Source organism: Deltaproteobacteria bacterium, from assembly GCA_026388415.1.
Taxonomy (GTDB): Bacteria; Desulfobacterota; Syntrophia; order Syntrophales; family JACQWR01; genus JAPLJV01.
In genome coordinates, this window is record JAPLJV010000024.1 from 1 (window position 1) to 22560 (window position 22560).

General features: G+C 49.6%; 24 protein-coding genes and 1 pseudogene. 7 read left to right on the plus strand and 18 right to left on the minus strand.

Features of this window, described 5'->3' with window-relative positions; genetic code table 11:
• Positions 1-942, plus strand: a 942-nt coding sequence (locus NT140_05770; GenBank protein MCX5831380.1) for a hypothetical protein, incomplete at its 5' end; no start/stop codon positions are given.
• Positions 943-1557: 615 nt separating this feature from the next.
• Here NT140_05770 and NT140_05775 read toward each other — a convergent pair.
• The 7 genes from NT140_05775 to NT140_05805 all read right to left on the minus strand — a co-directional run bounded on the left by NT140_05775 (position 1558) and on the right by NT140_05805 (position 8954).
• A complete protein-coding gene (locus tag NT140_05775; protein MCX5831381.1) occupies positions 1558-3690 on the minus strand; it encodes a sigma 54-interacting transcriptional regulator in 2133 nt (710 codons plus the stop codon).
• A gap of 7 nt (positions 3691-3697) precedes the next feature.
• A complete protein-coding gene (locus NT140_05780) occupies positions 3698-4213 on the minus strand; it encodes a cyclic nucleotide-binding domain-containing protein (GenBank protein MCX5831382.1) in 516 nt (171 codons plus the stop codon).
• 15 nt (positions 4214-4228) lie between these two features.
• Positions 4229-5416 carry an ion channel gene (locus NT140_05785; GenBank protein ID MCX5831383.1) on the minus strand — a complete coding sequence of 396 codons (1188 nt, stop codon included), beginning with the start codon at positions 5414-5416 and terminating at the stop codon, positions 4229-4231.
• Positions 5417-5440: 24 nt separating this feature from the next.
• Positions 5441-7426 (minus strand): elongation factor G, encoded by a 1986-nt coding sequence (fusA, locus tag NT140_05790; protein MCX5831384.1) that lies wholly within the window; start codon positions 7424-7426, stop codon positions 5441-5443.
• A gap of 56 nt (positions 7427-7482) precedes the next feature.
• The gene (locus NT140_05795) at positions 7483-8106 is read right to left on the minus strand and encodes a GerMN domain-containing protein (GenBank protein MCX5831385.1); all 624 of its coding nucleotides are present in this window, start codon (positions 8104-8106) and stop codon (positions 7483-7485) included.
• 66 nt (positions 8107-8172) lie between these two features.
• Positions 8173-8745: an HD domain-containing protein gene (locus NT140_05800; protein ID MCX5831386.1), complete on the minus strand. Its 573-nt coding sequence runs from the start codon at positions 8743-8745 to the stop codon at positions 8173-8175.
• Complete coding sequence (locus tag NT140_05805; GenBank protein MCX5831387.1) at positions 8742-8954, minus strand: hypothetical protein; 213 nt, start codon at positions 8952-8954, stop codon at positions 8742-8744. Before NT140_05805 ends, NT140_05800 begins: the two co-directional genes overlap by 4 nt.
• 338 nt (positions 8955-9292) lie before the next feature.
• Between NT140_05805 and NT140_05810 the strand changes: the two genes are divergently transcribed.
• Positions 9293-9475: a hypothetical protein gene (locus tag NT140_05810; GenBank protein ID MCX5831388.1), complete on the plus strand. Its 183-nt coding sequence runs from the start codon at positions 9293-9295 to the stop codon at positions 9473-9475.
• 158 nt (positions 9476-9633) lie between these two features.
• On the opposite strand, the gene NT140_05815 is transcribed toward NT140_05810, so the two are convergent.
• A complete protein-coding gene (locus NT140_05815; GenBank protein ID MCX5831389.1) occupies positions 9634-10206 on the minus strand; it encodes a M15 family metallopeptidase in 573 nt (190 codons plus the stop codon).
• Between the two features lie 74 nt (positions 10207-10280).
• Between NT140_05815 and NT140_05820 the strand changes: the two genes are divergently transcribed.
• Complete coding sequence (locus NT140_05820; protein MCX5831390.1) at positions 10281-11117, plus strand: DUF1460 domain-containing protein; 837 nt, start codon at positions 10281-10283, stop codon at positions 11115-11117.
• A 5-nt stretch (positions 11118-11122) separates the two neighbouring features.
• On the opposite strand, the gene NT140_05825 is transcribed toward NT140_05820, so the two are convergent.
• The 4 genes from NT140_05825 to NT140_05840 form a co-directional block, all read right to left on the minus strand.
• Positions 11123-12139, minus strand: a complete 1017-nt coding sequence (locus tag NT140_05825; GenBank protein MCX5831391.1) for a DUF4922 domain-containing protein — start codon at positions 12137-12139, stop codon at positions 11123-11125.
• Between the two features lie 166 nt (positions 12140-12305).
• Positions 12306-13772: a glycosyltransferase family A protein gene (locus NT140_05830; protein MCX5831392.1), complete on the minus strand. Its 1467-nt coding sequence runs from the start codon at positions 13770-13772 to the stop codon at positions 12306-12308.
• Positions 13760-14812, minus strand: coding sequence for a virulence protein RhuM/Fic/DOC family protein (locus NT140_05835; protein ID MCX5831393.1), 1053 nt, complete (start codon positions 14810-14812; stop codon positions 13760-13762). Before NT140_05835 ends, NT140_05830 begins: the two co-directional genes overlap by 13 nt.
• 566 nt (positions 14813-15378) lie before the next feature.
• Positions 15379-15498 carry a hypothetical protein gene (locus NT140_05840; GenBank protein ID MCX5831394.1) on the minus strand — a complete coding sequence of 40 codons (120 nt, stop codon included), beginning with the start codon at positions 15496-15498 and terminating at the stop codon, positions 15379-15381.
• 44 nt (positions 15499-15542) lie between these two features.
• Here NT140_05840 and NT140_05845 point away from each other — a divergent pair.
• A pseudogene (locus NT140_05845) lies at positions 15543-15705 on the plus strand (IS481 family transposase).
• A gap of 55 nt (positions 15706-15760) precedes the next feature.
• On the opposite strand, the gene NT140_05850 reads toward NT140_05845, so the two are convergent.
• From NT140_05850 to NT140_05875, 6 genes are all read right to left on the minus strand, one after another.
• Complete coding sequence (locus tag NT140_05850; protein MCX5831395.1) at positions 15761-17047, minus strand: hypothetical protein; 1287 nt, start codon at positions 17045-17047, stop codon at positions 15761-15763.
• A 196-nt stretch (positions 17048-17243) separates the two neighbouring features.
• Positions 17244-17441 (minus strand): hypothetical protein, encoded by a 198-nt coding sequence (locus NT140_05855; protein MCX5831396.1) that lies wholly within the window; start codon positions 17439-17441, stop codon positions 17244-17246.
• A gap of 1 nt (position 17442) precedes the next feature.
• Positions 17443-17601, minus strand: coding sequence for a hypothetical protein (locus NT140_05860; protein ID MCX5831397.1), 159 nt, complete (start codon positions 17599-17601; stop codon positions 17443-17445).
• Positions 17598-18329, minus strand: coding sequence for a transposase (locus tag NT140_05865; GenBank protein ID MCX5831398.1), 732 nt, complete (start codon positions 18327-18329; stop codon positions 17598-17600). Before NT140_05865 ends, NT140_05860 begins: the two co-directional genes overlap by 4 nt.
• A 143-nt stretch (positions 18330-18472) precedes the next feature.
• Entirely contained in the window at positions 18473-18898 is a 426-nt protein-coding gene (locus tag NT140_05870; GenBank protein MCX5831399.1) for a PIN domain-containing protein, read from the minus strand.
• Between the two features lies 1 nt (position 18899).
• Positions 18900-19136, minus strand: coding sequence for an AbrB/MazE/SpoVT family DNA-binding domain-containing protein (locus NT140_05875; protein ID MCX5831400.1), 237 nt, complete (start codon positions 19134-19136; stop codon positions 18900-18902).
• 175 nt (positions 19137-19311) lie between these two features.
• On the opposite strand from NT140_05875, the gene NT140_05880 reads away from it, so the two are divergent.
• The 3 genes from NT140_05880 (at position 19312) to dnaA (ending at position 22358) form a co-directional block, all read left to right on the plus strand.
• On the plus strand, positions 19312-20082 hold the full coding sequence (locus tag NT140_05880; GenBank protein ID MCX5831401.1) for an AAA family ATPase: 771 nt from the start codon (positions 19312-19314) through the stop codon (positions 20080-20082).
• Positions 20083-20934, plus strand: coding sequence for a ParB/RepB/Spo0J family partition protein (locus NT140_05885; protein ID MCX5831402.1), 852 nt, complete (start codon positions 20083-20085; stop codon positions 20932-20934). It begins immediately after the preceding gene.
• A gap of 77 nt (positions 20935-21011) precedes the next feature.
• A complete protein-coding gene (gene dnaA / locus NT140_05890) occupies positions 21012-22358 on the plus strand; it encodes a chromosomal replication initiator protein DnaA (GenBank protein ID MCX5831403.1) in 1347 nt (448 codons plus the stop codon).
• Positions 22359-22560: the final 202 nt, after the last annotated feature.

A 22560-nucleotide genomic window follows, 5' to 3' on the forward strand; every position in this document is an offset into this window, starting at 1 on the left:
GCACAAACCGGAAACATTGTCGGTGCGGAATTTAAAGATGGGAGCATCATATACGGAAGAGTTATTAAAATGAACGTTTACGATATCCACATTGAAACGAAAGACGGCAAAATAATATCCCGTAACTTCGACGAAGTGGCCCGTTTTTTAAAAGATATTGACGTTGATGCAAAACTGGAATCTAAGACGCCCATAGTAGATAAGGTTTCACGAGACGCACGGCACGCTTGGGAAATTGGGCCGGAAATATCGATCATTGAGTATAAAGAACCCGATGTCATGAGTCAAAAGGGAACAATGTATGGAATTGGTGCGGCCTATATTTATCACAATGGCGTCATGATTAAGGTTGCGGGCAGATACAGTTATGGACAGGTAGACTACCAAAATTCAGGCACCCTTGATAATATAGACGATAGCATATTTGAAATCAGGACGCTTGGAGGCTACGACTTTAAAATCGGAAGTTCATTCACGATGACGCCATTCATCGGTTTTGGGTACAGATATTTAAAAGATGATGGGTCCGGAAGAATCACTTCAACAGGCGCTGGAGGATACTTAAGAGAATCAAATTATTATTATAGCCCAATTGGTATCGAAGCGGTAAATGTTTTCGATAAAGGTTGGTCTGCCGGTGTGATTCTGGAATATGATTATTTTTGGCAAGGAATGCAAAAAAGCTATGAGAGCAGTTTTTTAGCCGGCCTTAATGACATTGAAAATCACCAGAACAGTGGTTATGGCGCAAGAGGATCTATAATCATCAAGAAACAAACAGATCGGGTATTTTATTTTATAGAACCCTTCATAAGGTATTGGAATATTGCCGATTCGGACGTTCAACCATTGACCTTTAATGGAGCCCCCACCGGACTTGGCATATACGAACCCAAAAATAACTCTACAGAAATCGGCGTAAGGTTTATGATAGGATTTTAGTTATCTCAACGACAACGCCATAAATTCTGGGGACAGTACACTTAACTATTGGCATAGGAAGCCAAAGCTTCCAGTGATTACGCATAGCAAGAATAGTAGCTCCACTGATACCGCATCATATTGTCTAAGAAACAAAAAAATGGATGGCAAGGAATAAATCCCCGCCATCCACCTTTATGTATACTGAAAGCTTATCCCACCAGCTTTCAGATTATCTGCAAGGGGGGGTCGGCGGGTGGAGAGGAGGGTAATAAAACCACCCGCCGACTTAAAACGCTTTAAAAGGCCTTATTAAGCACATCGTCTTTCGCATCGGGGAAGAGTGCAACATAGATGCCAACAATGGAAAACAGTTTTTCGGTGGGCTCGTTATTAATAATATATTAATGATTGCAGTGTATTGTGATAATAAAAAATAAATAAATAAGCTTGCCGATCGTCCATCTATAAATATTAGACTATAAATGTGTGCGTAATATGCACGCAACATTTATCTTATTTATAAAAAAAATGTTACATTATAGCTATATTTTCCTTTGTGCTTAAAACGCACGCTATGTGCATATAGCGCACAGTGACCGCTGGGAATAGGGAAGCATTGAAAAGCGTCAATAATTAAAGGTGATTAAATGCCTCTTTTTTTAGTTCCCGCAGCAGTTTGTATCGGGAAATACCCAACAGCTGAGAAGCCTTGCTCTTATTACCGCCGCTGAGCTCCATGGCTTTGGCGATGATTTTTTCTTTGACATCCTTGGTGATTCTTTCGGTCACGGCGTCGAAATCTATACCTTCGGTCGTTAAGACGGGTGAGAAATTATAAAGGGAGAATTGATCTTTTTCCTGGGTAGCGGTTGCCTTGATCTCCGCCGGCAGGTATTCCGGGGTGATGATGGTTTTCATATCCTGAACGATCATCACGCGTTCGATGATGTTCTTCAGTTCCCGGACATTTCCTGGCCAGGGATAGTTGAGCAGGGTTTGAGCCGCTTCCTTGCTGAATCCGGTGACCTTTTTGCCGAATTTATTATTGAATTCCTCCACGAAATATTGGGCCAAGATAATGATGTCCTCGCTTCTTTCCCTTAAGAGCGGGACAAAAATAGGGACGACACTGATACGGTAATAAAGATCTTCGCGAAAGGCGCCTTCGGCAACCATGCGGTTCAAATCACGGTTGGTGGAAAAGATAAAGCGGACATCTATCGGGATGTTATCTGTGCCGCCCAGACGGCGGACATAGCCGTCTTCCAGGACGCGGAGAAATTTTGCCTGCAGCGGCATGGTCATTTCGCCAATTTCATCCAGCAAGAGCGTGCCTCCGGTCGCGTATTCCAGTAGGCCGATTTTCTTTTTCCGGGCGTCCGTAAAAGCGCCCGCCTCGTAACCGAATAACTCGCTTTCCAGCAGCGTTCCGGGAATGGCCGCGCAATTGACATCAACAAAATGTTTGGAACGGCGGTTACTTTGTTTGTGGATTGCCCTGGCCAATAATTCTTTCCCCGTACCACTGGCGCCACGGATCAGGATGCTGGTGTTATGACCGGCAACCTCCTCGATCGTATGAAAAATACTCAGTATTTTATTTGATTTGCCGAGGATATTGTGGAATCCCAGCAGCCTGTCCTCTCTTTCCTTGAGATTGTCCACTTCCGTCTTCAGGGATATTGCCTCCTCGGAAAGCATGGTGTGCAACATGGCGTTGTCGTAAGAAGTGGCGGCATTACTCACCAGGACATCGAGAATTTTGACCTGTTCTTCTGCGAAGCTGCCAGACTCATTGGCCAGGTAGAGAACACCCTGTACCCTTTCTTTGATGCGGATCGGGAAGGCAATTTCCGAGGTATGGTCGCTAAACACCGGCACTGCGGAAGGGAGTAGCGACGACGCCTGCTTCCTGAGCACCATATTGGTGTCCATGGCTTTCTTGATGATGCTTTTTTCGATTTTGCCCTGGTATTCATCAATATTGCCGGGCATAAGCTCACCATTTTCATGGACGAGGCAGGGCTCATCTTTTCTTCCGGGGAGATAAAGCAGGGCCTTGCTTACTTTCATCATCTTAACGGCATTGGTAATCAGAATTCCGGGGATGCGCTCGCTTTGAATGCCACTTAAATTCATTTCCGAGACCGCTTCCTGCAGGACCATCAGTTGGCGTATTTTTTCCGTATCATTTTCAAAAAGCCGGGTATTATAGATGATGATACTCATTTGACTGGCAAAGGTCAAAAGCAGGCTTATTTCTTCCGGGAAGAATTTCGTTTTTTCCTTGCGCCACGCAACAACGGTGCCGATTACTTCGTCGCCAATTTTGAGGGGGGCGCAAAAAATGGAACCCCGGTCATAGATCTTGGTCCGCTTACGGTCTATTTCAGTTACCCGGGGATCTGTGGCCGCATCTTCAATGGCAATCAACTGGCCGGTTTTCGCAACCTTGGCGGGAATGCAGTCGTATTCCTGAATGTCCAGCGCCCGGTCAAAGGCCTCTTTGTCCTCTTCCGGACTGAAATTTTTTACCACGTATGTTTTAAGGTAGCGCTTACTTTTATCAAAAAGGCGAATGATGCCACGATCAAACCCGATTGCCTCTACCAGCTCATCGAGGATTTTGGAAAGCACTTCATCCAGATGGGAGGGGGCGGTCAGAAGTTTGCTGATACTGAAAATGCTTTTGAGCAATTTATCTTTATCCAGGAGCGGAGTGGCAGCACGGCGGGGGTCGTTGGGAATTGAAGTCAAGGTAGTCATAAATCTTTCATGATTCCTTTAGAATCATACTCAGCACGGTCGTCAGTTTGACCGTATCTTCATCAGCTTTTCTCAAGCGTTCGCTTACAATGCCGGCCATATTCAGTAAAATACGATATCCGAATTCAAAATCTGATTCCGCCAGCTTCAAAAAGTCTGCTTTTTTTATTTCGTAAAGGTTACAGTCAGTTACGGCGCGGACGGTGGCGGTCCTCTTCAATTCCTGCAGCAACGCTATTTCTCCAAAGACGGGATGCCGACCGGCGGCATCAAGACGGGTGAAGACCTTGTTCTTATCGGCGCTTTCGTCATCGTCCATACCGGCCAAAATGAGCCTTTTGATTACCTCCACGGTTCCTTGCAGGATAATGTACATGCTGTCGCCCATCTCCCCCTCTTTCATGATTATATCACTTGCGGAAAAGCGGACGGTGCGGCAGATATTCAGAACTTTCCCGATCTGATCGGGCGATAAACCTTTAAAAAGTTCCGTCTCTTGCAAAAGGGGGATATTCATTTCCATTTCAAGGCTCCATTGCTAAATCTTCTGGTGCGGGGGCATGGTCCGGCAAAGCAGAACGGCAAAGTCCTCCCCGCTGATCAAGTATCCGTCTTCCGGATTGATAATTAACCTGGTTTCTTCTTTTTCATGCAAAAATTCCCTATTGGCCTCCTTGAGTTTTTCTCTGATAAAGACATCAATTGCCGAGGAGTCATTTGCCAGGAGATCGTTCAGCCGGACAGATTTTTTTTCCTGCAGAAAACCGATCAGGATGGCCTGCTGCTTTTCACGGTAATAACGAAATAGTTCACCGAAAGTCCTGCCGATAAACTGCCTGGGTATCTCAGCACGCCACAGTTTGTTGCTGTCGCCCAGGGACAGCATGCTGGAAAACAGGCGCGGTATGCCGGGCGAGTTGATAGCACTGGCCAAAAGAGATCCGACATGTTCCCCGCGGACAATAATTTCATCTACGTTGGCTCTCTTCAAGTGCGGCTTGTTTTCGACGTCCAGAAGTTCGGCGATGGTCTTGATAGAGGGGGCGAGCGATTTTATAGCCATGGCCGCCAACATGGTGCGCTCATCCAATCGGTCCTTGGCGTGCGTTCCGGAAGTATCCGCCATAATTAAGGCAAATTTCGCCTTGGTAATATTGGCCCGTAACAGAACGTCTTCATGGACATAATTGCCGCGGAGGAATTTGAGGTTATGTTTGGCATACCTGAGCTTGAGGGAGTCAACCTCGTCAATGGAAAGTGCGTTGATCAGCACGATGCCTGTTTCTTTGGCAATGACAAAAGTAGCCAATCCCTGCAAAACCTCTTCCGTGTGCTGATTCCAGCCACAAATGACGATATGATCCTTTTCTTTGATAGTTTCCAAGCCTTTTCCCTCCTTCAGCTTCTTTTCCACAAACATGGAGGCAATGGTGGCCGTGAGCAGGGACATGAGCCCCACACCGGAACAGATCAGGACCAATCCCACCAGCCGGCCGCCCAGCGAGACGGGATATTTGTCGCCGTAGCCAACGGTCGCCATGGTCACAACTGCCCACCAGATGCCATCCCATAGAGAATAGATATTGGAATCACTGCGGACGTGTTCAAAGTAAAACACGCCGCCCGCGCTCAGGAAAATAACCACGAGTGCCACAACCAGCAACTGGAAGAAGTGCTCCCGGCACAGTAGCGATAAATATCTTAAGTATTTTGATATAATAGCCATTATTATCTGACTTTACAAAAACATTCACCGGTGGTCATAAGTGGAAAACAGCATGCTGAAGATGGCCCGGCCTTGCGTGGCCGAGCGCAGGTCGGTGGAATAGCCAAACATCGCCTTGAGAGGCACCCTGGCCTTTATTTCACTGATGGCCCCGCGCGGAGAAACGGCCTGAATCTCGCCCCGGCGGGCGTTGATGTCGCCGATCACCTCGCCCATAAACTCGGCCGGGGTAATGATATCCACCAGCATGATCGGTTCCAAAAGGACCGGCGAGGCCTGTAAACAGGCGTCTTTAATGGCCGTGGAGGCGGCAATCTTGTAGGCCAGCGGCGATGATTCACCTTCCCGCAAAGAACCGCCCTTGATGATTATCTTGATGTCCACGATGGGATAACCGCCCAGAACGCCGCTTTGCAGGGCTTCCTCGATGCCTTCGGCGATCGCTGCCTGATATTCCTCGGATAAGGACGGCAGTCCGTTGTCTGTCTTCCAGATTATCTCGTTGCCGCGACCCCGGGGGGCCGGTTCAATCTGAATGCGCACATGACCGAAGTGTTTCTTCTCCCCCAGCTCCTTTTCAAAGAAATTTTCCACTTCCGCCGGTTTCTGGATGGTTTCACGATAGACGACGCGCGGTTGGCCTACGTTGACATGGGCATTGAATTCCCTGTTCAGGCGGTCAATGATAATATCCAGGTGGAGCTCTCCCATGCCGGAAATTACCGTCTGGGCCGTTTCATCATTGTATTTCACCTTGAGGGTCGGGTCTTCTTCCATGAGCTTGGCCAGGGCGGGCAATAATTTCTCCTGATCGGCCGAGGTTTTGGCCTCGATCGCCTGACTGATGACTGGTTCGTAAAATTCAATCGGTTCCAGGAGGATCGGATGGGCCTCGTCGCAGATGGTGTCTCCCGTCGTGGTCTCTTTCAGGCCCACGACGGCTACGATCTCCCCCGCCCCGGCCTGCTCGATTCTTTCCCGCTTGTTGGCATGCATCTTGAGCAAACGGGCCACCTTCTCCTTCTTCCCTTTGGTGGCATTATAAAGGTCGGCGCCCGATTGCACTCGCCCCGAATAGATCCTCAGGTAGGTTAACTTGCGGCCTTCATCCTGCATGATCTTGAAGGCCAGGGCCGCCAACGGCTCCTTATCGCTGCTGGAACGGCTTTCTTCCTGCCTGGTCACGGGATTGGTGCCCTTAATCGGCGGGACATCCAGCGGTGATGGCAGATAATCCACGACCCCGTCCAGAATGGGCTGAATGCCTTTATTTCTCAGGGCGGCGCCGCATAAGACGGGCACTACTTTCAAGTCCAGAGTGGCCTGACGCAGCGAGGCCTTGATTTCACCGGCAGAAATATCGAGGCCGCTTAAGTATTTATCCGCCAGTGCATCATCTATTTCCGGCGGGATATCACCTGCCTGATAGGATGCCCCCTGGGTGTTATCTTCCCAGGTAATCAGTTGCTGCTCGATCAGATCAATGACGCCGCCAAATCGCTCTTCCCGACCCAGGGGCATCTGGACAGCTATCGGGAGGGAGTTGAAGCGTTCTTTCATCATGGCGATGGTTCCCCAGAAATCGGCCCCCACCCGGTCCATCTTGTTGATGAAGGCGATCTTCGGCACGGCGTACTTGTCCGCCTGATGCCAGACCGTTTCGGACTGCGGCTCCACTCCGCCGACGGCACAGAAAACGACCACTGCCCCATCCAGGACACGCAGGCTACGCTCCACCTCGATGGTAAAATCCACATGGCCCGGGGTGTCAATTATGTGAATTTCGTGCTTTCCCCAGTCGCAAGTGGTCACAGCCGAGGTGATGGTTATGCCCCTTTCCTGTTCCTGGGGCATCCAGTCCATCACCGCGGCGCCGTCATGGACCTCTCCCATCTTGTAGGACTTCCCCGTGTAGTAGAGGATCCTCTCCGTCACCGTCGTCTTGCCGGCGTCAATATGCGCGACAATACCGATATTGCGGGTAAGGGAGAGTTTCGTTTTTTGCGCCATGAAGCCACCTGTATGGAAAAAATCTGCCGGAGCGCGTTGTTTTTACGGGGACAGATTTAAATCTGCCCCTGAGGCGCCAGCAGGTCCTTGTTGGCTGTAAAGGGATGCCGGGTATCTACGTGTCCCCCGATAGAGGATAGTTCTTTGCCATCTACCAAAAGCGTTACTTCCTTGAGGTCGGGGAGGTTGGCCGTCAGGGTATTGGTCAGGGAATAGATGGTGGCCATTTCACTGGTGCTGCCTTTCGGGTGATTCTTGACGAAGCTTTTGTTGAAACTGACATAAATCTTCCCGCCGGCTTCGATTTTAACGTTCTGCATATCCGTGTGGGCCGGGAAGGTACTGACGAGCTGGGTCTTGGAACCTTGCAGCAAGGCCTTTACCAGTTCCCGCGCCTGCCCGGCCGTGTCTTTTTCCTTCAGGATTTGTCTCTTCTCCGGGGCCAGGAAACGTTCGTTGGCATCGGAAAAATAGAGCGTCACTAACCATTTTTCTCTCTTGGCTGCCGTCCCTCCCTTGCCCGTCACGGGAGGATAGAGGGAGTCGAAAAGAGTGACAAACAAGAATATCAGCGATCCAAACACGGTCAATGTGATGGCGGCCAGGATCACCAGCCGGGTGCTTTTTTTCTGTTTTTTGGTCTTTATATCAGTGGTGCGTTTTTGCTTTTTTGTAGCCATGCCTGATAATCCTGTAGTGAGTCTTCCCCCTGTTCAGCGGAATAACCCCCTTTGCCCTTTCGTCATTCAATTTTTACCGTTTACCCACCAGTCGCTTTTATCCTGAAACCACCATTCCGAGGAATCGGTCGCCAGGATCTCGGCGGCCAATTTTTTTGCCGTCTCCGTGTTGAGCCTTTTCAGGGCATAGCAGATCCACTCCTGGCTGTATTTGTTCCCCAGATCCCCGCATTCTTTCAACTGGAGAATCAGGGACAACTGGTCGGCGTCGTGCGCCAGAAGCGCCTCCAGGCTCTTTTTCTCATTAAATTCGCTGATGACCGCCGCCATTTCAGCGCCGAAGAACAGGGTATCGGCCAGATCCTTAACGGCTTTCTTCTCATCCACGGCGACATATCTTTTGTTGACGTAGTTCATATCGCCGGTTCTTGTTTCCGGCAGGTCATGAAAAAGGCACATCTTAAGCAGCCGCAGTTCATCAACGTCGCCTTCCAGCTTGCTCAAGGTGTAGCCGATGAAGATGGTCCGGGATACATGCTCGGCAACCGATTCCCCTCCGGAACCGAGAAACTGGAAACCCGAGCGCGGCGTTTTTTTCAGCATGCCGACTTCAAAGAGAAAATTAGCGATATCTTTCATGTTCTTTTCAAAGTGTTGATCCGCGTTCCCATCATGTTGGCGACCTTCTTGACCTGGGCCTGGAGGGCCGCCACTCCTTCGGGCTTCGCGATGAGCAACTTGTCTAACAGCTCTTTCCAGTACTCCAGGCTCTCTATCTCACTCTCTCTTACCTTCTTGGCAAATTGCGCCTGGAACTCTTTTACCAGGGCGCTCTGATCGTTTAACATTGCAGGCTCCCCTTTCCCCTGCCGAAACTTCGTGAACTGTCTGAAGATTGCATCTGCTTCATAATCATTGCCTTTATCAGGAAAAATATTTTATTGGTTCTTCATTTTACCGGCGGAAGTATAGGGAAGTCCGTCTGGCATGTCAATGAAATATTGGCGATAATTGGCGACAGCCACTAATTATTCTTGGCCATCGGGAACAGGTGAAGAAGGTATGAAATGAGTGGCTGTCCCCAATTATTCAGAATTTACCTTTACTATCGGCGCAAAATATGGTTGAAGTCTGACACGTAACGGATCATTATGTTACCCATCTCACAGAAAAAAGGAGTGGTGTTATGTCAGCAGTGATGCCCTCAGGAGACGATATCCGCAAAGCCGTAAAATGGATATCCGACAACCTGGAAGCAGACCCCGAACAAGCGCGCACGAAACTCATTGAAACGGCCGTTTTTAAATTTGACCTTTCCCCGCTTGATACGGACTTTCTCATTAAATTCTACAGTAAAAAAACGCCCTGAGTAGTATCTGGCCCTGGGCGCCGCCGGCCTGCTTATTCCATTTCTAAATCAAAGATGATATCGAGGCGGCAAGGAGGAGGCGACGAGGCGTATTGTACATACGTCGAGGAAGCCGACGACGACGTCAACAAAGATAGCGCTTTGATTTAGGAATGGAATTAAAGGAGTTTCTCCAGGTGATGATAATCCTTCAAGCCCTGAAAATCTCCGCCCCACTGCCAGCCTCGCGACAGCAATGCTTGCATGATGGCGCTATCCGGGCTGAGCGTGCCTGGAGCCTGCGGGGCATACACGGCGCCCGGGGGTAGTGAGACGCCATCGGCATAGATGACGGGATTCTGGCGGGGATTGATGTCTATGGCCTGCCCGGTGGCATGGCGCGATAGCCTGGTGGCGCCGGCTATCAGGCGGTAATTGAAGGCCGAAGTATTATTATCCGCCATGGAGGCCTCATCGGACCAGCCGTAATACACTACAGGAATAACCTTGGCCACGGGGAAGCGCGCCGCCCTGATGATGGCAAAAATATCTGCCAGCTCTTCCTGCAGGCGCTGGTTAACTACTAATTGCCCCTGGTGCAATCTCCCGTCGAAGGACCAATAGCGGACCTCAAGCAGGCATAATTCCTTAGTGATGACCGGCGGCGCCGCCGTACCGGCAAGGGCGGCCTGGAAACTGAGCCGGCTGTCCACAATAATTTCGTCCGGGCTGGTTTGCTTATTATCTTCCATCAGTGTGCTCTCCACGGGCAGCGAGTCAGGCGGCGTTGCCGGACAGGCAAGCTATTATAAGGCAACTGTTGAAAATGGCAAGTATTGATGCTATCGGTTGGCAACGTGCCAAACGGGAGGGAATGATTTTGCTCTCGGTTTCTGAAGATCATGAGATTTTTCACGCCCTGATCCAGGCGGTCCAAAAGCCCGGCAGGTTTCCTGATGACCTGGGAGCACTGCTGCTGGCCGTGGGGACCTTTTTCCTGGACACACCCTTTGCTCCCCGCACTCTGGAGCAGGAGGAAGGGGAAAAGTTGGTTGTCAACCTCCGGCAATTAGACTGCTTTACTTTGGTGGAAAATACGGTCGTGCTGGCCAGGCTGATCAGGACGGGCCAGACCAACTGGCCGGCATTCAAGGCGGCGCTGCAGGCCATCCGGTACCGTCAAGGCTGCCTGGATGGCTACGCCGCCCGGCTGCATTATTTTTCCGACTGGCTTTATGATAACCAGTCCGGGGGCTTCCTGCAGGACATCACCCCGGCCCTCGGCGGGATCCCCTGGCACAAGGAATTCAACTTTATGACGGTCCATCGGGACCAGTACCCGGCGCTGGCTTCCCCCGCCACTTATCGCCGCCTGCAGCAAATAGAAAAAATCTGCTCGGCGCGCTCTTACCACCATATCCCCAAAACATCCGTGCCGGCGTGCAGCCACAAGATCAAAAACGGCGATCTGATTGCCATTACCACCTCGATTGCGGGACTCGATGTGGTCCATGTGGGCCTGGCCGTCCATCTGCGGCGGGGGCTCCATCTTCTCCATGCCTCGCAGCGGGCCGGCAAGGTTATTATCTCCGTAGAAACCATCTACCGCTATCTCCGGCACAGGAAGTCCCGCCTGGGCATCATGGTGGCACGGGTCTTGTGAAAAGATTAAAGCGCGGCCACTATCTCATCCATGATCGCCTCTCCGAGGGATATTTCCTGAAAAATATTCATGAGTAAGGCGGCATCAAGACGGTTGTAATCCACTTCCCGGGGCAGAACCAAAACACCGCCCATATCCACCGCGCCGGGGCTCACCAGGATCTGCTCCTCTCCCGATTTGTAATAGGCTGAGGGGCGATGCTGCCGACGGGGAAAGATCATGACCCGCCAGCGCCCTGCTGCATATAGGCAAAACAGATTTAGCATTGGCTCTGCATGGAGTGGGGACACCTTTTTTTGCAAGGTGTCCCCAAGCGGGGCTTGCAGGCGCCGCATGGCCCGGAGCAGTAATCGCATCAAGACCGCTATATCTTTGGCATTTTCTCCTTCCACCTGCCAGGCGGTGCGGGCGCCGTCTATCTGCTTGTAAAGCGCTACCCCATTTTTTTCGCACACTTTGGTAATATGCTGCCCCACCTCGTTCAGCGCCGGGATGGACGCCTTGGGCAGGGCCTGAAAATGCCGGTGATCGGGCGCAGAGGCGCCGCTCTGTGGGCCGTTGTACAGCAGGGCGTAATCGGGATGAAAATCCCTGGCCAACTGCAGGAGCTTCGGGATTACCCCGTGCAGCGCTTGCGGCAAGTGCTCACGATGGGCAATGGTGTAGTGCCGCGACACAATCGGGAAGGGGTTGCACAACACGAAGAAGTGGCGGTGATACAAGATGGCCTGCTGACCGGCGGGCAGGTTGGCAAGGCACAAAAAACAGGGCCGCCTCTTGATGGCGGCAGGATCAGTATTGGCGCTGGTGCTCACGACGCGCTGGGGATTGCACTGCAGCAGAACGGACAGGTCGCCAGCCGTCAGCCACCGCTCCCGCCGCATATCCAACGCGGCATAGCCGGCGGCAAGCTGCGGCCAGTCCCTTTGCTGCCGGTTCAGCAGGGCCTCGGCAAGCGCCGGCAGGGGCGTCCTGCTTCGACCATCAAAGGTGGCGTAGATACGGCGTTCGTTGAATTTCACTGCATTTCCCATCTTTGCAAAATACGGTCATCACGTCATTCCGGCGTACGCCGGAATCCAGACTCCGCTGATATAACTTGATTCCCTCCGTATCCAGTACGGGGCAGGCTGCATATCAAGTGCGGAATAACGACACGGGGGCTCAACGCGCTTGTGCAAAGGAACCTCAACGCTTAGCCTGTCCATTCAGTTCCTGCCGACCCATAATCTCCAACGTGCGCACCTGGTCTTTGAAGGCGTCATACCGGTTTTTCTGCTCTATCGCCAAGGCCGCATCGGAGTTCCCTTCCCACCGTCGGCACCAGTACAGGTTCTCATAAATCCGGCCGATCTGGTACTGGCGTGAAAGACGTAGGGCGATCGCATAATCTTCCCCATAACCCACATTCAGAAAGCGGAAATGACGCAGCACCGACGTATTGAAGGCGCGCGGCGCCCCGAGGCCGCTGATGCGCAAGGCGTTGTTGCGGCCGTTGTCATCCGTCCATTCCCGGTGGGCGATCAACCCGGGCGGTATTGCCTCGAGCCGGGCGTTTACCAAGGTGTAGGCGCCAATAACCACGGCGTAAGGGCCGCTGCGCAGGAAATCCACAATTTTTGCGAGCGTATGGGGAGAGGCGTACAGGTCGTCGGAATCTAACTGCACGGCATAGCGACCGCAGTCCGATGCAAATACCGCTTCATTCCAGCAGCCGCCGATACTGAGATCCCGGCGCGACGGAACAATATGGCGCAGGGCGGCGTGCTGTTTTGCCATCGCTGCCAGGACGGCCGTCGTGCCATCGGTGGAATGGTTGTCCACAACGAGCACGTTAAAGGGAAAATCCGTCTCCTGCGCCAGGGCGCTCTGGACCGCCTCGGCAATCGTATGTTCCCGATTACGCACCGGAATGACGACGCTGGCCTCGACCGGGAAGCTCTCCTGTGCGGGTGGCAAATCACAGAATACGGGTTCCAGAAAGGCCCCAAGACGTTTTAAATGCTCCGTGGCAACGCCTTCGAGCTCTTTTTGGAGCAAGTAATTCCGGGGATCCACATAGGCAAAATGCCCGGCTGTTGCTGCGCCTACCGTCACGGCATAGAGCGCTTCGCGGATATGAAAAAGGGGATAATCCAGGGAAACCTTGAGCCGCAGATCGTACCACCCAACCCCCGGGGCATCGGCCAGGCTTCCCCATTTGTTGACGCTGTCACGGGCAGCAGCAACCGTCCAAAGCGTATGTGGACCAAAGTCAAATTCTTCCCTGATACTGCCCAGTTGATAGTCATTGACCGAGTGCGGCCGACGCTCCCCACCAACCATTTCCTCAAAGTCACTGTAAACCATGCCGGCCCCCGTCGTGGCAGCAACTTCCACAAAGCGTTCCAGGCAATGCGGCCCCAGAGTTATGGCCGCCAGGGGCTGCACAAACAGCAGATAGGGCGTATAAACAATCGCCAGCAGGCGGTTCAGGGCAGAGCCCGCCGTAGGTGCATCCTCCTCCAACCATTCACACTGTTCCGGCAGCACCCCCGGATTTTCCGGAGCAACGACGATGATCCTGCTAACCATAGGCAGGTAAAGAAAGGCCTCAAGCAGGCCAGGGAAATCTTCCTGCCCGGTAAAACTCAGAACGATGGTTATTTGTGACATGGACGCTCCCTCGTCAGCATATTCATTGTCAGCCGGATCATTACGTCCTTGTCCCGAGGATTGGATTCCGCCGTCAGGAGCGCCAGGGCCGCCAGGCCGATGTCGTTAATGATGACTTCTCCGGAGGGCAGGAATAACCGACCGTTACGATTCAGGAAATCAACAAACAGCATGGCCCCGATGCGCTTATTGCCATCCGAGAAGGGATGATCCTTGATGATGAAATACAGCAGATGGGCGGCCTTGGACTCGAAGCTGGGATAGGCCGGCTGACCGAAAACGCTCTGTTGCAGGATGCCCAGAATAGCCGATAGAGCATCACCCCGCTCCTGCCCGAACATGCCTCCTGCTTCCTGACGAGAGCTCAGGTCTTCTCGCAACCGGGCGACGGCTACGCGGGCTTCAGTGAGGGTGAGCAGAATCCCGCCCGGCTCGCCCTTCGGTTCCGTGAGCATTCCTTCATCATAGCGCTGGAGCCAGAGAAAGGTTTGGGTGTAACGGGCAATCACCTCGACAAGCCCCCGGCCCATGTCGGTGGTAAGCTGCGGGCTGGCAATGGCCTGCCGCACCAGTACCAGCGCCGCCTCGATCTCCCGTGCGTTTTCTTCCAGCCGCTGACGGTTAATCGTAAGCCCCCGCGTCAGGTGCTCGCGTAAAACTCCGGTCGCCCAGATACGGAACTGTGTGCCACGCTTGGAGTTGACACGGTAACCGACGGAAAGGATGGCGTCGAGATTGAAATACTCGACCTTACGTTCGACGTTACGCCCACCTTCGTCCTGAACTGTTGCAAAAAATGCAACAGTTGCTCCGCGCTCAAGTTCGCCTTCACGGAATATATTGCCCAGGTGCCGGGAAATAACGGACTTATCTCGCTCGAACACCGCGGCGATCTGGTTGAGGCTCAGCCAAAGAGACTCCTGCTCCAGACGCACTTCCAGTCCGCTCCCCCCTTCGCCAGGTTGGTAGATGACGATATTGCCCCTGCCACCGCCAATGGTCCGATTCTCTTCCCAAATTTGCTTGTCACGGCTTGCCATTATCATTCTCCACGTAATGTCCGGCGCAGTAATATGAATCTCAATGTTATTCCAATCTGCCAGCAATGCGGTATCAATCATGTAGGGTGGGTTAGGCGGGTTTTTGTCGTAACCCACCAATATTCGGTGCGTTACGCTTCGCTAACGCACCCTACATACTGGGTGAGGTGGTGTGGATGACCGACAGCGATTATGCGAGATATTCGAGCCATGGTGGGGATGCTAACAGTTTCAAAGGGGTATGTCAATGGTAAATAGTATTATGTCCCCGGAATATCGCAGCACGATTGCACTGTTTTTATGCCCGGCCATCTCCTCGCGCACCATCTGCTTTTTATGAATCATTCCAATTACCTCTTCACGATCTCCCAACGCAACAGAGCTGTCGAGAGGACGGTAATTCACATTTCTTCGCCATGCCTATGTGTTGCCTCCGAAAACGCGGTTGGCCAATCGCCCTGTTGTTTGATGATTGCGTCTATGGCCCTCATTTTACTTATGGTTTCGTTCAGGGCCACAATGATTTGCTGGTAGTGGCGGGTGTCTTCGTAGGTCAGTTTACGGCCTTAGCGATCCTTGAGCCATTTTTCGCAGACCTGGTAGCCGCCGATGTGGAAATGCCAGATCTCTACCGGTACGCCTCCGAAGTATTGCGTCGGGCGGATATTCCGGGGACATAATACCATTTAATGGCATTGAATCACCGGTAATTGGCATTATGTCCCCGGAATACTACAGTAGAGGAACTGCAAGAAGATCTGGATCGATGGCTCAATTATTACAATTACGAAAGGCCTCATCGCGGGTATCGCAATATGGGCAAAAGGCCAATAGAAACAATAGAAATGGGCAAGGTTATCAAAGAGCAACTAACGACGAAACAAGCAGCTTAAGCATCGCCCCGGAGAGAAGCTGACTGTCCGGTAAGTGCTTGACTTTTACATTTTATCATTCTTCCATGTAAGGTTTTATTAGTAAGTTCCATTCCCGTTCAGATTTACAATCCTTATTTCCAACATAACAATGTGAAAAGTGTTTAGTATCGAAAAAATATAAGGATTCTCCAAAGGTTCTATTTTCATTTACATCCGATAATTCTTTTATACTATATTCTACTACATTTTTTTTATTACAATAATCAGTTTTAACCAGATGAAAACATTTATTCAGTTTATAATTATAGTGGTTACGTTGGTTAATTACCATAAATCCGTTTTCAGTATTTATTGTTACTTGACCTACACCACCATATTTGTTTTTAAACACTTCTTCACATCGTTTTCCACATTCCTCCTGAAATTTGTAATTTTCCTTGATTGAAGAGGAAGAAACATTGAAAGGTAAAATGTTCTCATAATAACTCTTGGATAACAAGACTTCCCCTGTATCAACCTTCAAAACCTTTGTTACCTGACTATTATCATAAATCATTCTGAGGACAACTATATCCAGATTTAAGATTTTACCTAATTTGAAGGTCTCACTGTCTGTGATACCTGATGATGACAATTTTTGTTCATCCAATATTTTTTTAAGATGTTTTCTTTCGACTACTTTGTATTTTTCTCCAAGTTCGATAATATTATTCCATTCAATTTGGTCGTAAAATAGATTTTCCTCTCTATTCTCAACAGACTCCCTACTACGTTCATCTAAATTGTTAATTTTGACATCCAAGATGATACCAACTGTAATGTCTTTTTTATCTTGAAGGGAAATTTTATGAAGAGAAACACTCAAATCCCAACACCATTCACAATTCTTTGTTGAATTATCAATTTCTTGTAACCGACGAGTTCTTATTTTACCTTCTAATTCCTCATTTATTTTTTGAATTCGTCTTTTTGGTTCCAGATCACGGTCTAATTCTTTGAAGTATTGATTTATAATGTCTTGGTCCAAAGTGATTTTCACTTTTTCACACATTCTCCTACCAACTTTTGTATTACTAATAACCTTAATCTTCATATAATTATCAATGACATCCATGATATGAGTTATATCACAATCTTCGGGTCTTCTCCAATCCGTTTTTGACTTAACAATACCATTTTCTATTGACTTCATCCTTAGTGAATCTGTGAATTTCTTTAATTCATCCTTATTATTCATATCACCTGTATATACCATACAATATTCACCTTGAATCGTTTTCGGTTTTGAAAAACAGATTGAAGGAAACGAAACAATGATAATAGTCAATAATATCAAAAGATATTTGGATTTATTTTTCATAAGTCCTCTGGTTTGATGAAATATATTAATCACGGAAGATAACTCTCATTATACATTACAGGTATTTTTGTAAATCCAACCATAACAGAACAATGTAATCTTTTACACCCGTCTGTAAGTCCATATTTATATGAACTATTACAATCATTCTTTACGACATTGACAGGAGGGATAAAATCACCCTTCTCAATACCTCTTATAATTCCTTATCACCAAAAATTGGAACTCCATAACCTCTTATATGTGGATATATTTCCAAAATGTTTATAAGAAGAACTTCCGGTGATGGTTCAAAGGAATAATGTTCCTGTATTGAAGGTATCTTTGGAAGAGGTAATTCTTCAATCCATTCATCAGGATAATCAAAACTATAACCAAGTCTTTCTATTTTCATTTTACTTTGGATATTCCGGGGACATAATACCATTTAATGGCATTCCCCTGCAGGCAATTGGCCTTATGTCTCCAGCAGCACCGATTACGCATCCGGGGTTCACGCGCAGGTTGACTATTGCCAACGCCAGAATGCCGGCCACTTCCCATTTTCCGCTCATGGAATAACCCCCTTCGCTTTTTTCTGTCGCGGCGCAATTTGTTCCGGGCGCACAATACCATTTTCCGGCTTGCTCTTCACTGGTCTTCCCCGCTTCCCGGGCTTTAGAGTGCGGCCGGTCAAGTGCTCAAGCGATGCGATGAATGATGGATCTCCCGCCGGGCGGCCTGTCCTCGTTGCCAGGCGAAGCGCTTCCGGCTGCCGATTCTCCGCATCCGCAAGGAACGTCTGCCAATCCTCAACAAGGCCCAGTAAAGTCCTGTCGGCAACCAGGATATCCGTTTCAGCCTGGCCGGTATGATAGGCGGCGCTGGACCAGGGATAGTCCCAGGCTGCCTTGACCATGCCGGCACGAACGGGATTTGTTTCCACATAATGCGCGGCAGCAATCAGGTGGCGCTCATCGAGCACACAGGAACTGAATCTCCCCTGAAAAAGATAGCCGCGCACGCCATCGGCAAAATTCTTCATGCGGGTATATTTTCGGTGGGCTTCTCCGAAACCTCGGGCAAAAGATGTCTCTTCCCTGGGCACGGCGATGAAGTGGACGTGATTTGTCATGAGGCACCAGGAGAGAATTTCCACCCCGAAACGCTCTGTCTCTTCCTTGACGTGCTGCAAGTAGCAGAGCCTGTCCGCATCGCTCTGGAAGACAGCCATAGAACGGACACCCCGCTGGGTTAGGTGGTGCGGATGACCGACAGCGATTATTCGAGATATTCGAGCCATGGTGGGAATGCTAACAGTTTCACAGGGGGATGTCAATGGTAAATTGTATTATGTCCCCGGAATATACTCGGAATATACTCTGTTAAGCTGACTTTACATATTGCACGTTAATTTGTTAATCGTCATTGACAATTATGGCATATTTATTTTGCTTTGTAAGGCAGCGCCTCCATCGGCAGAAGGCCGGCTAAGGCTTCGAATTCCGGATCTTGATGAATGAGGATCGCTTGGTTCTGGATGGCATATGCGGCAACAATAGCATCCGCCAACGACACATGATGTTCCGCCTTCAGCCGGGCCGCAGTCAAGAGGATCTGCTCATTCATGTCCCACAGAATTGCCGCCGGCAATTGTCTGATGAGGGCATAACGGCGATCAGCCTCCGCCCGCCCTGCTTCCCGGAGGCTGATGTAGTAAGTCTCCATCAGAACCGGCCAGGGCAGCAGTGTTCCCACCAGCCTCAGGACCGTCTCCACGCGATCGCTTCCTTCTTCATCCTCGATGAAGGTCAAAAGCGCCGAGGTGTCCAGAAGGTAAACATTAGTTTCCAATGCGGTCGCCGGCGACATCTCAGGTTTTTTCCTCGCTGACGAGATCGGCGCGACGTTCTGTCAACAGACGGTCAACCAGCTTCTGACCGCGCCCACGTCCCCGCAGAGACGCGACAGAATCCAGCGGCACCGGGACGACACGGATTGTCTCGCCGTCATCGAGCCAGGCCAGATGCACCTGGCCGGTTATGTGGTAACGCTTCCTGATGGCCGCGGGGATAACCGTCTGTCCGCGTTTTGTTACGGCTGTTTGCATAATTGACCTCCTTCTTTAAGATTCTACAAGACATTTTTATAAAATGCAAGCCGTGAAAAGCATGATCTGCTGCACTTTCCCCGCCGTGAAAATACTTATATATAAAAATATCAATTTATGCTATTGAGGCTACCATTCAGCTCGATAAAGGAACTATTTTCATACCTGAAAAATAATGAATAAAATTATATGTATTGCCAATCAAAAAGGTGGCGTCGGCAAGACGACGACGGCCATCAATCTGTCCGCTTCTATTGCCACGGCGGAAAAGAAGACCCTCTTGATTGATTGCGATTCACAAGGCAATGCCAGCAGCGGCCTAGGCGTAAATCAGGACCTGATCAGAGAAAAAAATTTCTACCATGCCTTGATCGGCGACCTGCCCCTGAGAGATGTCATTCTGCCCACGGCGGTGCCGAATCTGGACATCGTACCCTGCAATCGCGATCTGGTCGGCGTGGAGGTGGAGTTTGTCGCTATCCAGAATCGCGAGAAGCAACTGCGCACTCTATTGCAACAGTTGGATGTTGTTTATGATTTTATTATTATTGACTGTCCCCCCTCGCTGGGGTTTTTGACCGTCAATGCGATGGTGGCCTCTGATTATCTAATTGTGCCGCTGCAATGCGAGTATTTCGCCATGGAGGGTCTGGGGCACCTGATCAATACTGTCCGGTTGATCAAGGCCAAACTGAATCCCTCCCTGACCCTCGGGGGTATCCTTTTGACCATGTATGACACCAGAAATCTGCTGTCGCGGCGGGTCAGCGAAGATGTGAGGAAATATTTTGGCGATAAGGTATTTAATGTCGTCATCCCCAGGAATGTCCGGCTGTCCGAGAGTCCCAGCCACGGCTTGCCGATCATCCTTTATGATATCAAGTCGCGGGGTGCGATTGCCTATATGGAGCTGGCACAGGAAATACTTTCCAACGGGAGGCTATAGATGCCGCAGAAAAACTCACTCGGCAAGGGTCTGGGGGCAATCTTGTCTTCTGCTGTTGACGATCTAAATACGAGGCCAACGTTTATAATTTGTGGTATAGAGGAACTCTACCCGAATCGTTTTCAGCCCCGCAAGGACTTTAATGATGAAGCTCAACAGCAATTGGTTGCTTCCCTGAAGCAATCCGGCATCATCCAGCCCATCGTCGTGAGAAAAACCGAGAAGGGTTATGAAATTATCGCGGGCGAGCGGCGCTGGCGGGCGGCACAGGCGGCGCGTTTTCAAGATGTGCCGATTATTATCCGGGAAGCAGGAGATATGGAAGTCGCGGAGCTATCCCTGGTGGAAAACATTCAGCGTGAGGAGCTTAACGCCGTAGAAGAGGCCAACGCTTATCAGACCCTGATGGACAAGTTTGGCCTTTCTCAGGAAGATCTTTCCACGCGGGTGGGCAAGGACCGATCCACTATTGCCAATACCGTGCGCCTCCTGAAATTGCCTCCGGAAGCCAAGACGTCTCTGATAGAAAAAAAAATTACCCCCGGCCATGCCCGCTCGCTCCTGGCGCTCAACTCGGCCCAGGAGCAGATGCAAGTTCTGCATCTTATTGTTAAAAAAGGTTTAAATGTCCGCGAGACGGAACGTCTGATAAAAAGTCTTAAGGAAGCACCGGACGGACGGACGAAGGCGCCTGCCGATCCCCAGATTGTGGAACTGGAAAAGAAGCTGTCGGCCCGCATGATGGCGAAGGTGCGCATCAAATACGGTAAAAAACTGGGTGCAATCGAGATTATATTTTCCGGCAAGGAAGAATTTAACCGCCTGATGAATATTCTCACGGGGGCAGATTAAATCTGGGGGAGGGGCTGATTTGCAATCTGTCCCCACTGCCGCAATATTATTGATGTTGTTGATAAGGTGTTGGTAAATTGGATCTATTGTGGGAAAAAAGCCTTAATATTATTAAGGAAAAAGTTAGTCAACAGAACTTTGATACCTGGATCAGGCCGATACGGATAGCCACGTTGCAGGATAACAGCATAATATTATCCGTGCCGAACCGGTTTTTTAAAGACTGGCTGGAAGACAACTATCATACACTGATTAAGGATAGCCTGACGTCTCTGGTGGGAACGACCATCCAAATTAGTTTTGAAATATCCCAACCCATGGAAAAAACACCTGAAACTTTAAATAATAGCCGCAGTAAGCACGACAGCAACTCGGCAGCCAAACAGTCAACGCACAGGATCAACCCGTCCCTCAATCAGCATTATTCTTTTGATCGCTTTATAGTTGGCACCAGCAATCAATTTGCCCACGCCGCCTCGGTCGCTGTTTCCGAAAAACCGGCAAAAAACTACAATCCTCTTTTTATCTACGGGGGGGTGGGCCTCGGGAAAACTCATTTACTAAACGCTATCGGCCTTTCGATCACGGCCCTGCATCCGCATCTGAACGTACTTTACATATCGGCGGAGGCATTTATGAACGAACTGGTGAATGCCATCCGTTACGACAAGATGCCGAAATTCAGGGAAAAATTCCGCCATATCGAGTGCCTGCTGATTGATGATATTCAGTTCATTGCCGGCAAGGACAGAACGCAGGAAGAGTTTTTCCATACTTTTAATACGCTCCACGATTCCGGTAAACAAATTGTCGTTACCAGCGATAAATTCCCCAAAGATATTCCTAATTTAGAAGGAAGATTACGTTCGCGCTTCGAATGGGGGCTGATTGCCGATATTCAACCGCCGGATATTGAAACCAAAATCGCCATTGTAGAAAAAAAGGCGCAGGAAAACAATATTGTCCTGCCGGGCAATGTGGCACACTATATGGCCTCCCGCGCCGAATCCAACATCAGGGAATTAGAAGGATATCTGATCCGGATGGCCGCTTATGCCTCTCTGACGGGACGAGAAATTGATATCACCCTGGTCCAGGAAGTGCTAAAGAAGATCATCGAGACCGAAAAAGAAAAAATCACCATCGAAGATATAGTCAAGATTGTGGCCCATCATTTCGGATTGAAGATTCATGACCTGAAATCAGAGAAAAAAAATAAGAACCTGGCCTTTGCGCGACAAATCGCCATGTACTTGGCCCGACAGTTCACCTCTTCTTCTTTCCCTGATATTGGCCTGAAAATCGGCGGCAGAGATCATTCTACGGTTATATATGCCTGTAATAAAATTAAGAAGTTAAGAGACGTGGATGAAAACACCCGAACTACGCTGCAAAATCTGGGCGATCTGCTTCGCAAAGGATAAACAATGACTGATTGGCTTGCTAAATTATTAGTCCAATTTTGTTATCAACATAACCTGACAGTTATCAACATTCCCCGGCCACAGTCTATCCACATACTAATTTCATGTAATACATTGATACAATATGATTATTTCTAATTTTAACCATTATCAACAGCCTATTTTACTACTACTATACTTTTATAATAGGAAATCATAAATA

Bases quoted from the DNA above. Each gene is read 5' to 3' on its own strand.
- NT140_05820 (MCX5831390.1), top strand. From the start codon at position 10,281: ATGGCAAGTATTGATGCTATCGGTTGGCAACGTGCCAAACGGGAGGGA.
- NT140_05795 (MCX5831385.1), bottom strand. From the start codon at position 8,106: ATGGCTACAAAAAAGCAAAAACGCACCACTGATATAAAGACCAAAAAA.
- NT140_05805 (MCX5831387.1), bottom strand. From the start codon at position 8,954: ATGTTAAACGATCAGAGCGCCCTGGTAAAAGAGTTCCAGGCGCAATTT.
- NT140_05870 (MCX5831399.1), bottom strand. From the start codon at position 18,898: ATGTCGCCGGCGACCGCATTGGAAACTAATGTTTACCTTCTGGACACC.
- NT140_05775 (MCX5831381.1), bottom strand. From the start codon at position 3,690: ATGACTACCTTGACTTCAATTCCCAACGACCCCCGCCGTGCTGCCACT.
- NT140_05850 (MCX5831395.1), bottom strand. From the start codon at position 17,047: ATGAAAAATAAATCCAAATATCTTTTGATATTATTGACTATTATCATT.
- NT140_05785 (MCX5831383.1), bottom strand. From the start codon at position 5,416: ATGGCTATTATATCAAAATACTTAAGATATTTATCGCTACTGTGCCGG.
- NT140_05840 (MCX5831394.1), bottom strand. From the start codon at position 15,498: ATGGTATTATGTCCCCGGAATATCCGCCCGACGCAATACTTCGGAGGC.
- NT140_05865 (MCX5831398.1), bottom strand. From the start codon at position 18,329: ATGGCTCGAATATCTCGAATAATCGCTGTCGGTCATCCGCACCACCTA.
- NT140_05875 (MCX5831400.1), bottom strand. From the start codon at position 19,136: ATGCAAACAGCCGTAACAAAACGCGGACAGACGGTTATCCCCGCGGCC.
- NT140_05810 (MCX5831388.1), top strand. From the start codon at position 9,293: ATGTCAGCAGTGATGCCCTCAGGAGACGATATCCGCAAAGCCGTAAAA.
- NT140_05815 (MCX5831389.1), bottom strand. From the start codon at position 10,206: ATGGAAGATAATAAGCAAACCAGCCCGGACGAAATTATTGTGGACAGC.
- NT140_05860 (MCX5831397.1), bottom strand. From the start codon at position 17,601: ATGAGCGGAAAATGGGAAGTGGCCGGCATTCTGGCGTTGGCAATAGTC.
- fusA (MCX5831384.1), bottom strand. From the start codon at position 7,426: ATGGCGCAAAAAACGAAACTCTCCCTTACCCGCAATATCGGTATTGTC.
- NT140_05855 (MCX5831396.1), bottom strand. From the start codon at position 17,441: ATGAAAATAGAAAGACTTGGTTATAGTTTTGATTATCCTGATGAATGG.
- NT140_05800 (MCX5831386.1), bottom strand. From the start codon at position 8,745: ATGAAAGATATCGCTAATTTTCTCTTTGAAGTCGGCATGCTGAAAAAA.
- NT140_05880 (MCX5831401.1), top strand. From the start codon at position 19,312: ATGAATAAAATTATATGTATTGCCAATCAAAAAGGTGGCGTCGGCAAG.
- NT140_05780 (MCX5831382.1), bottom strand. From the start codon at position 4,213: ATGGAAATGAATATCCCCCTTTTGCAAGAGACGGAACTTTTTAAAGGT.
- NT140_05830 (MCX5831392.1), bottom strand. From the start codon at position 13,772: ATGTCACAAATAACCATCGTTCTGAGTTTTACCGGGCAGGAAGATTTC.
- NT140_05835 (MCX5831393.1), bottom strand. From the start codon at position 14,812: ATGGCAAGCCGTGACAAGCAAATTTGGGAAGAGAATCGGACCATTGGC.
- NT140_05885 (MCX5831402.1), top strand. From the start codon at position 20,083: ATGCCGCAGAAAAACTCACTCGGCAAGGGTCTGGGGGCAATCTTGTCT.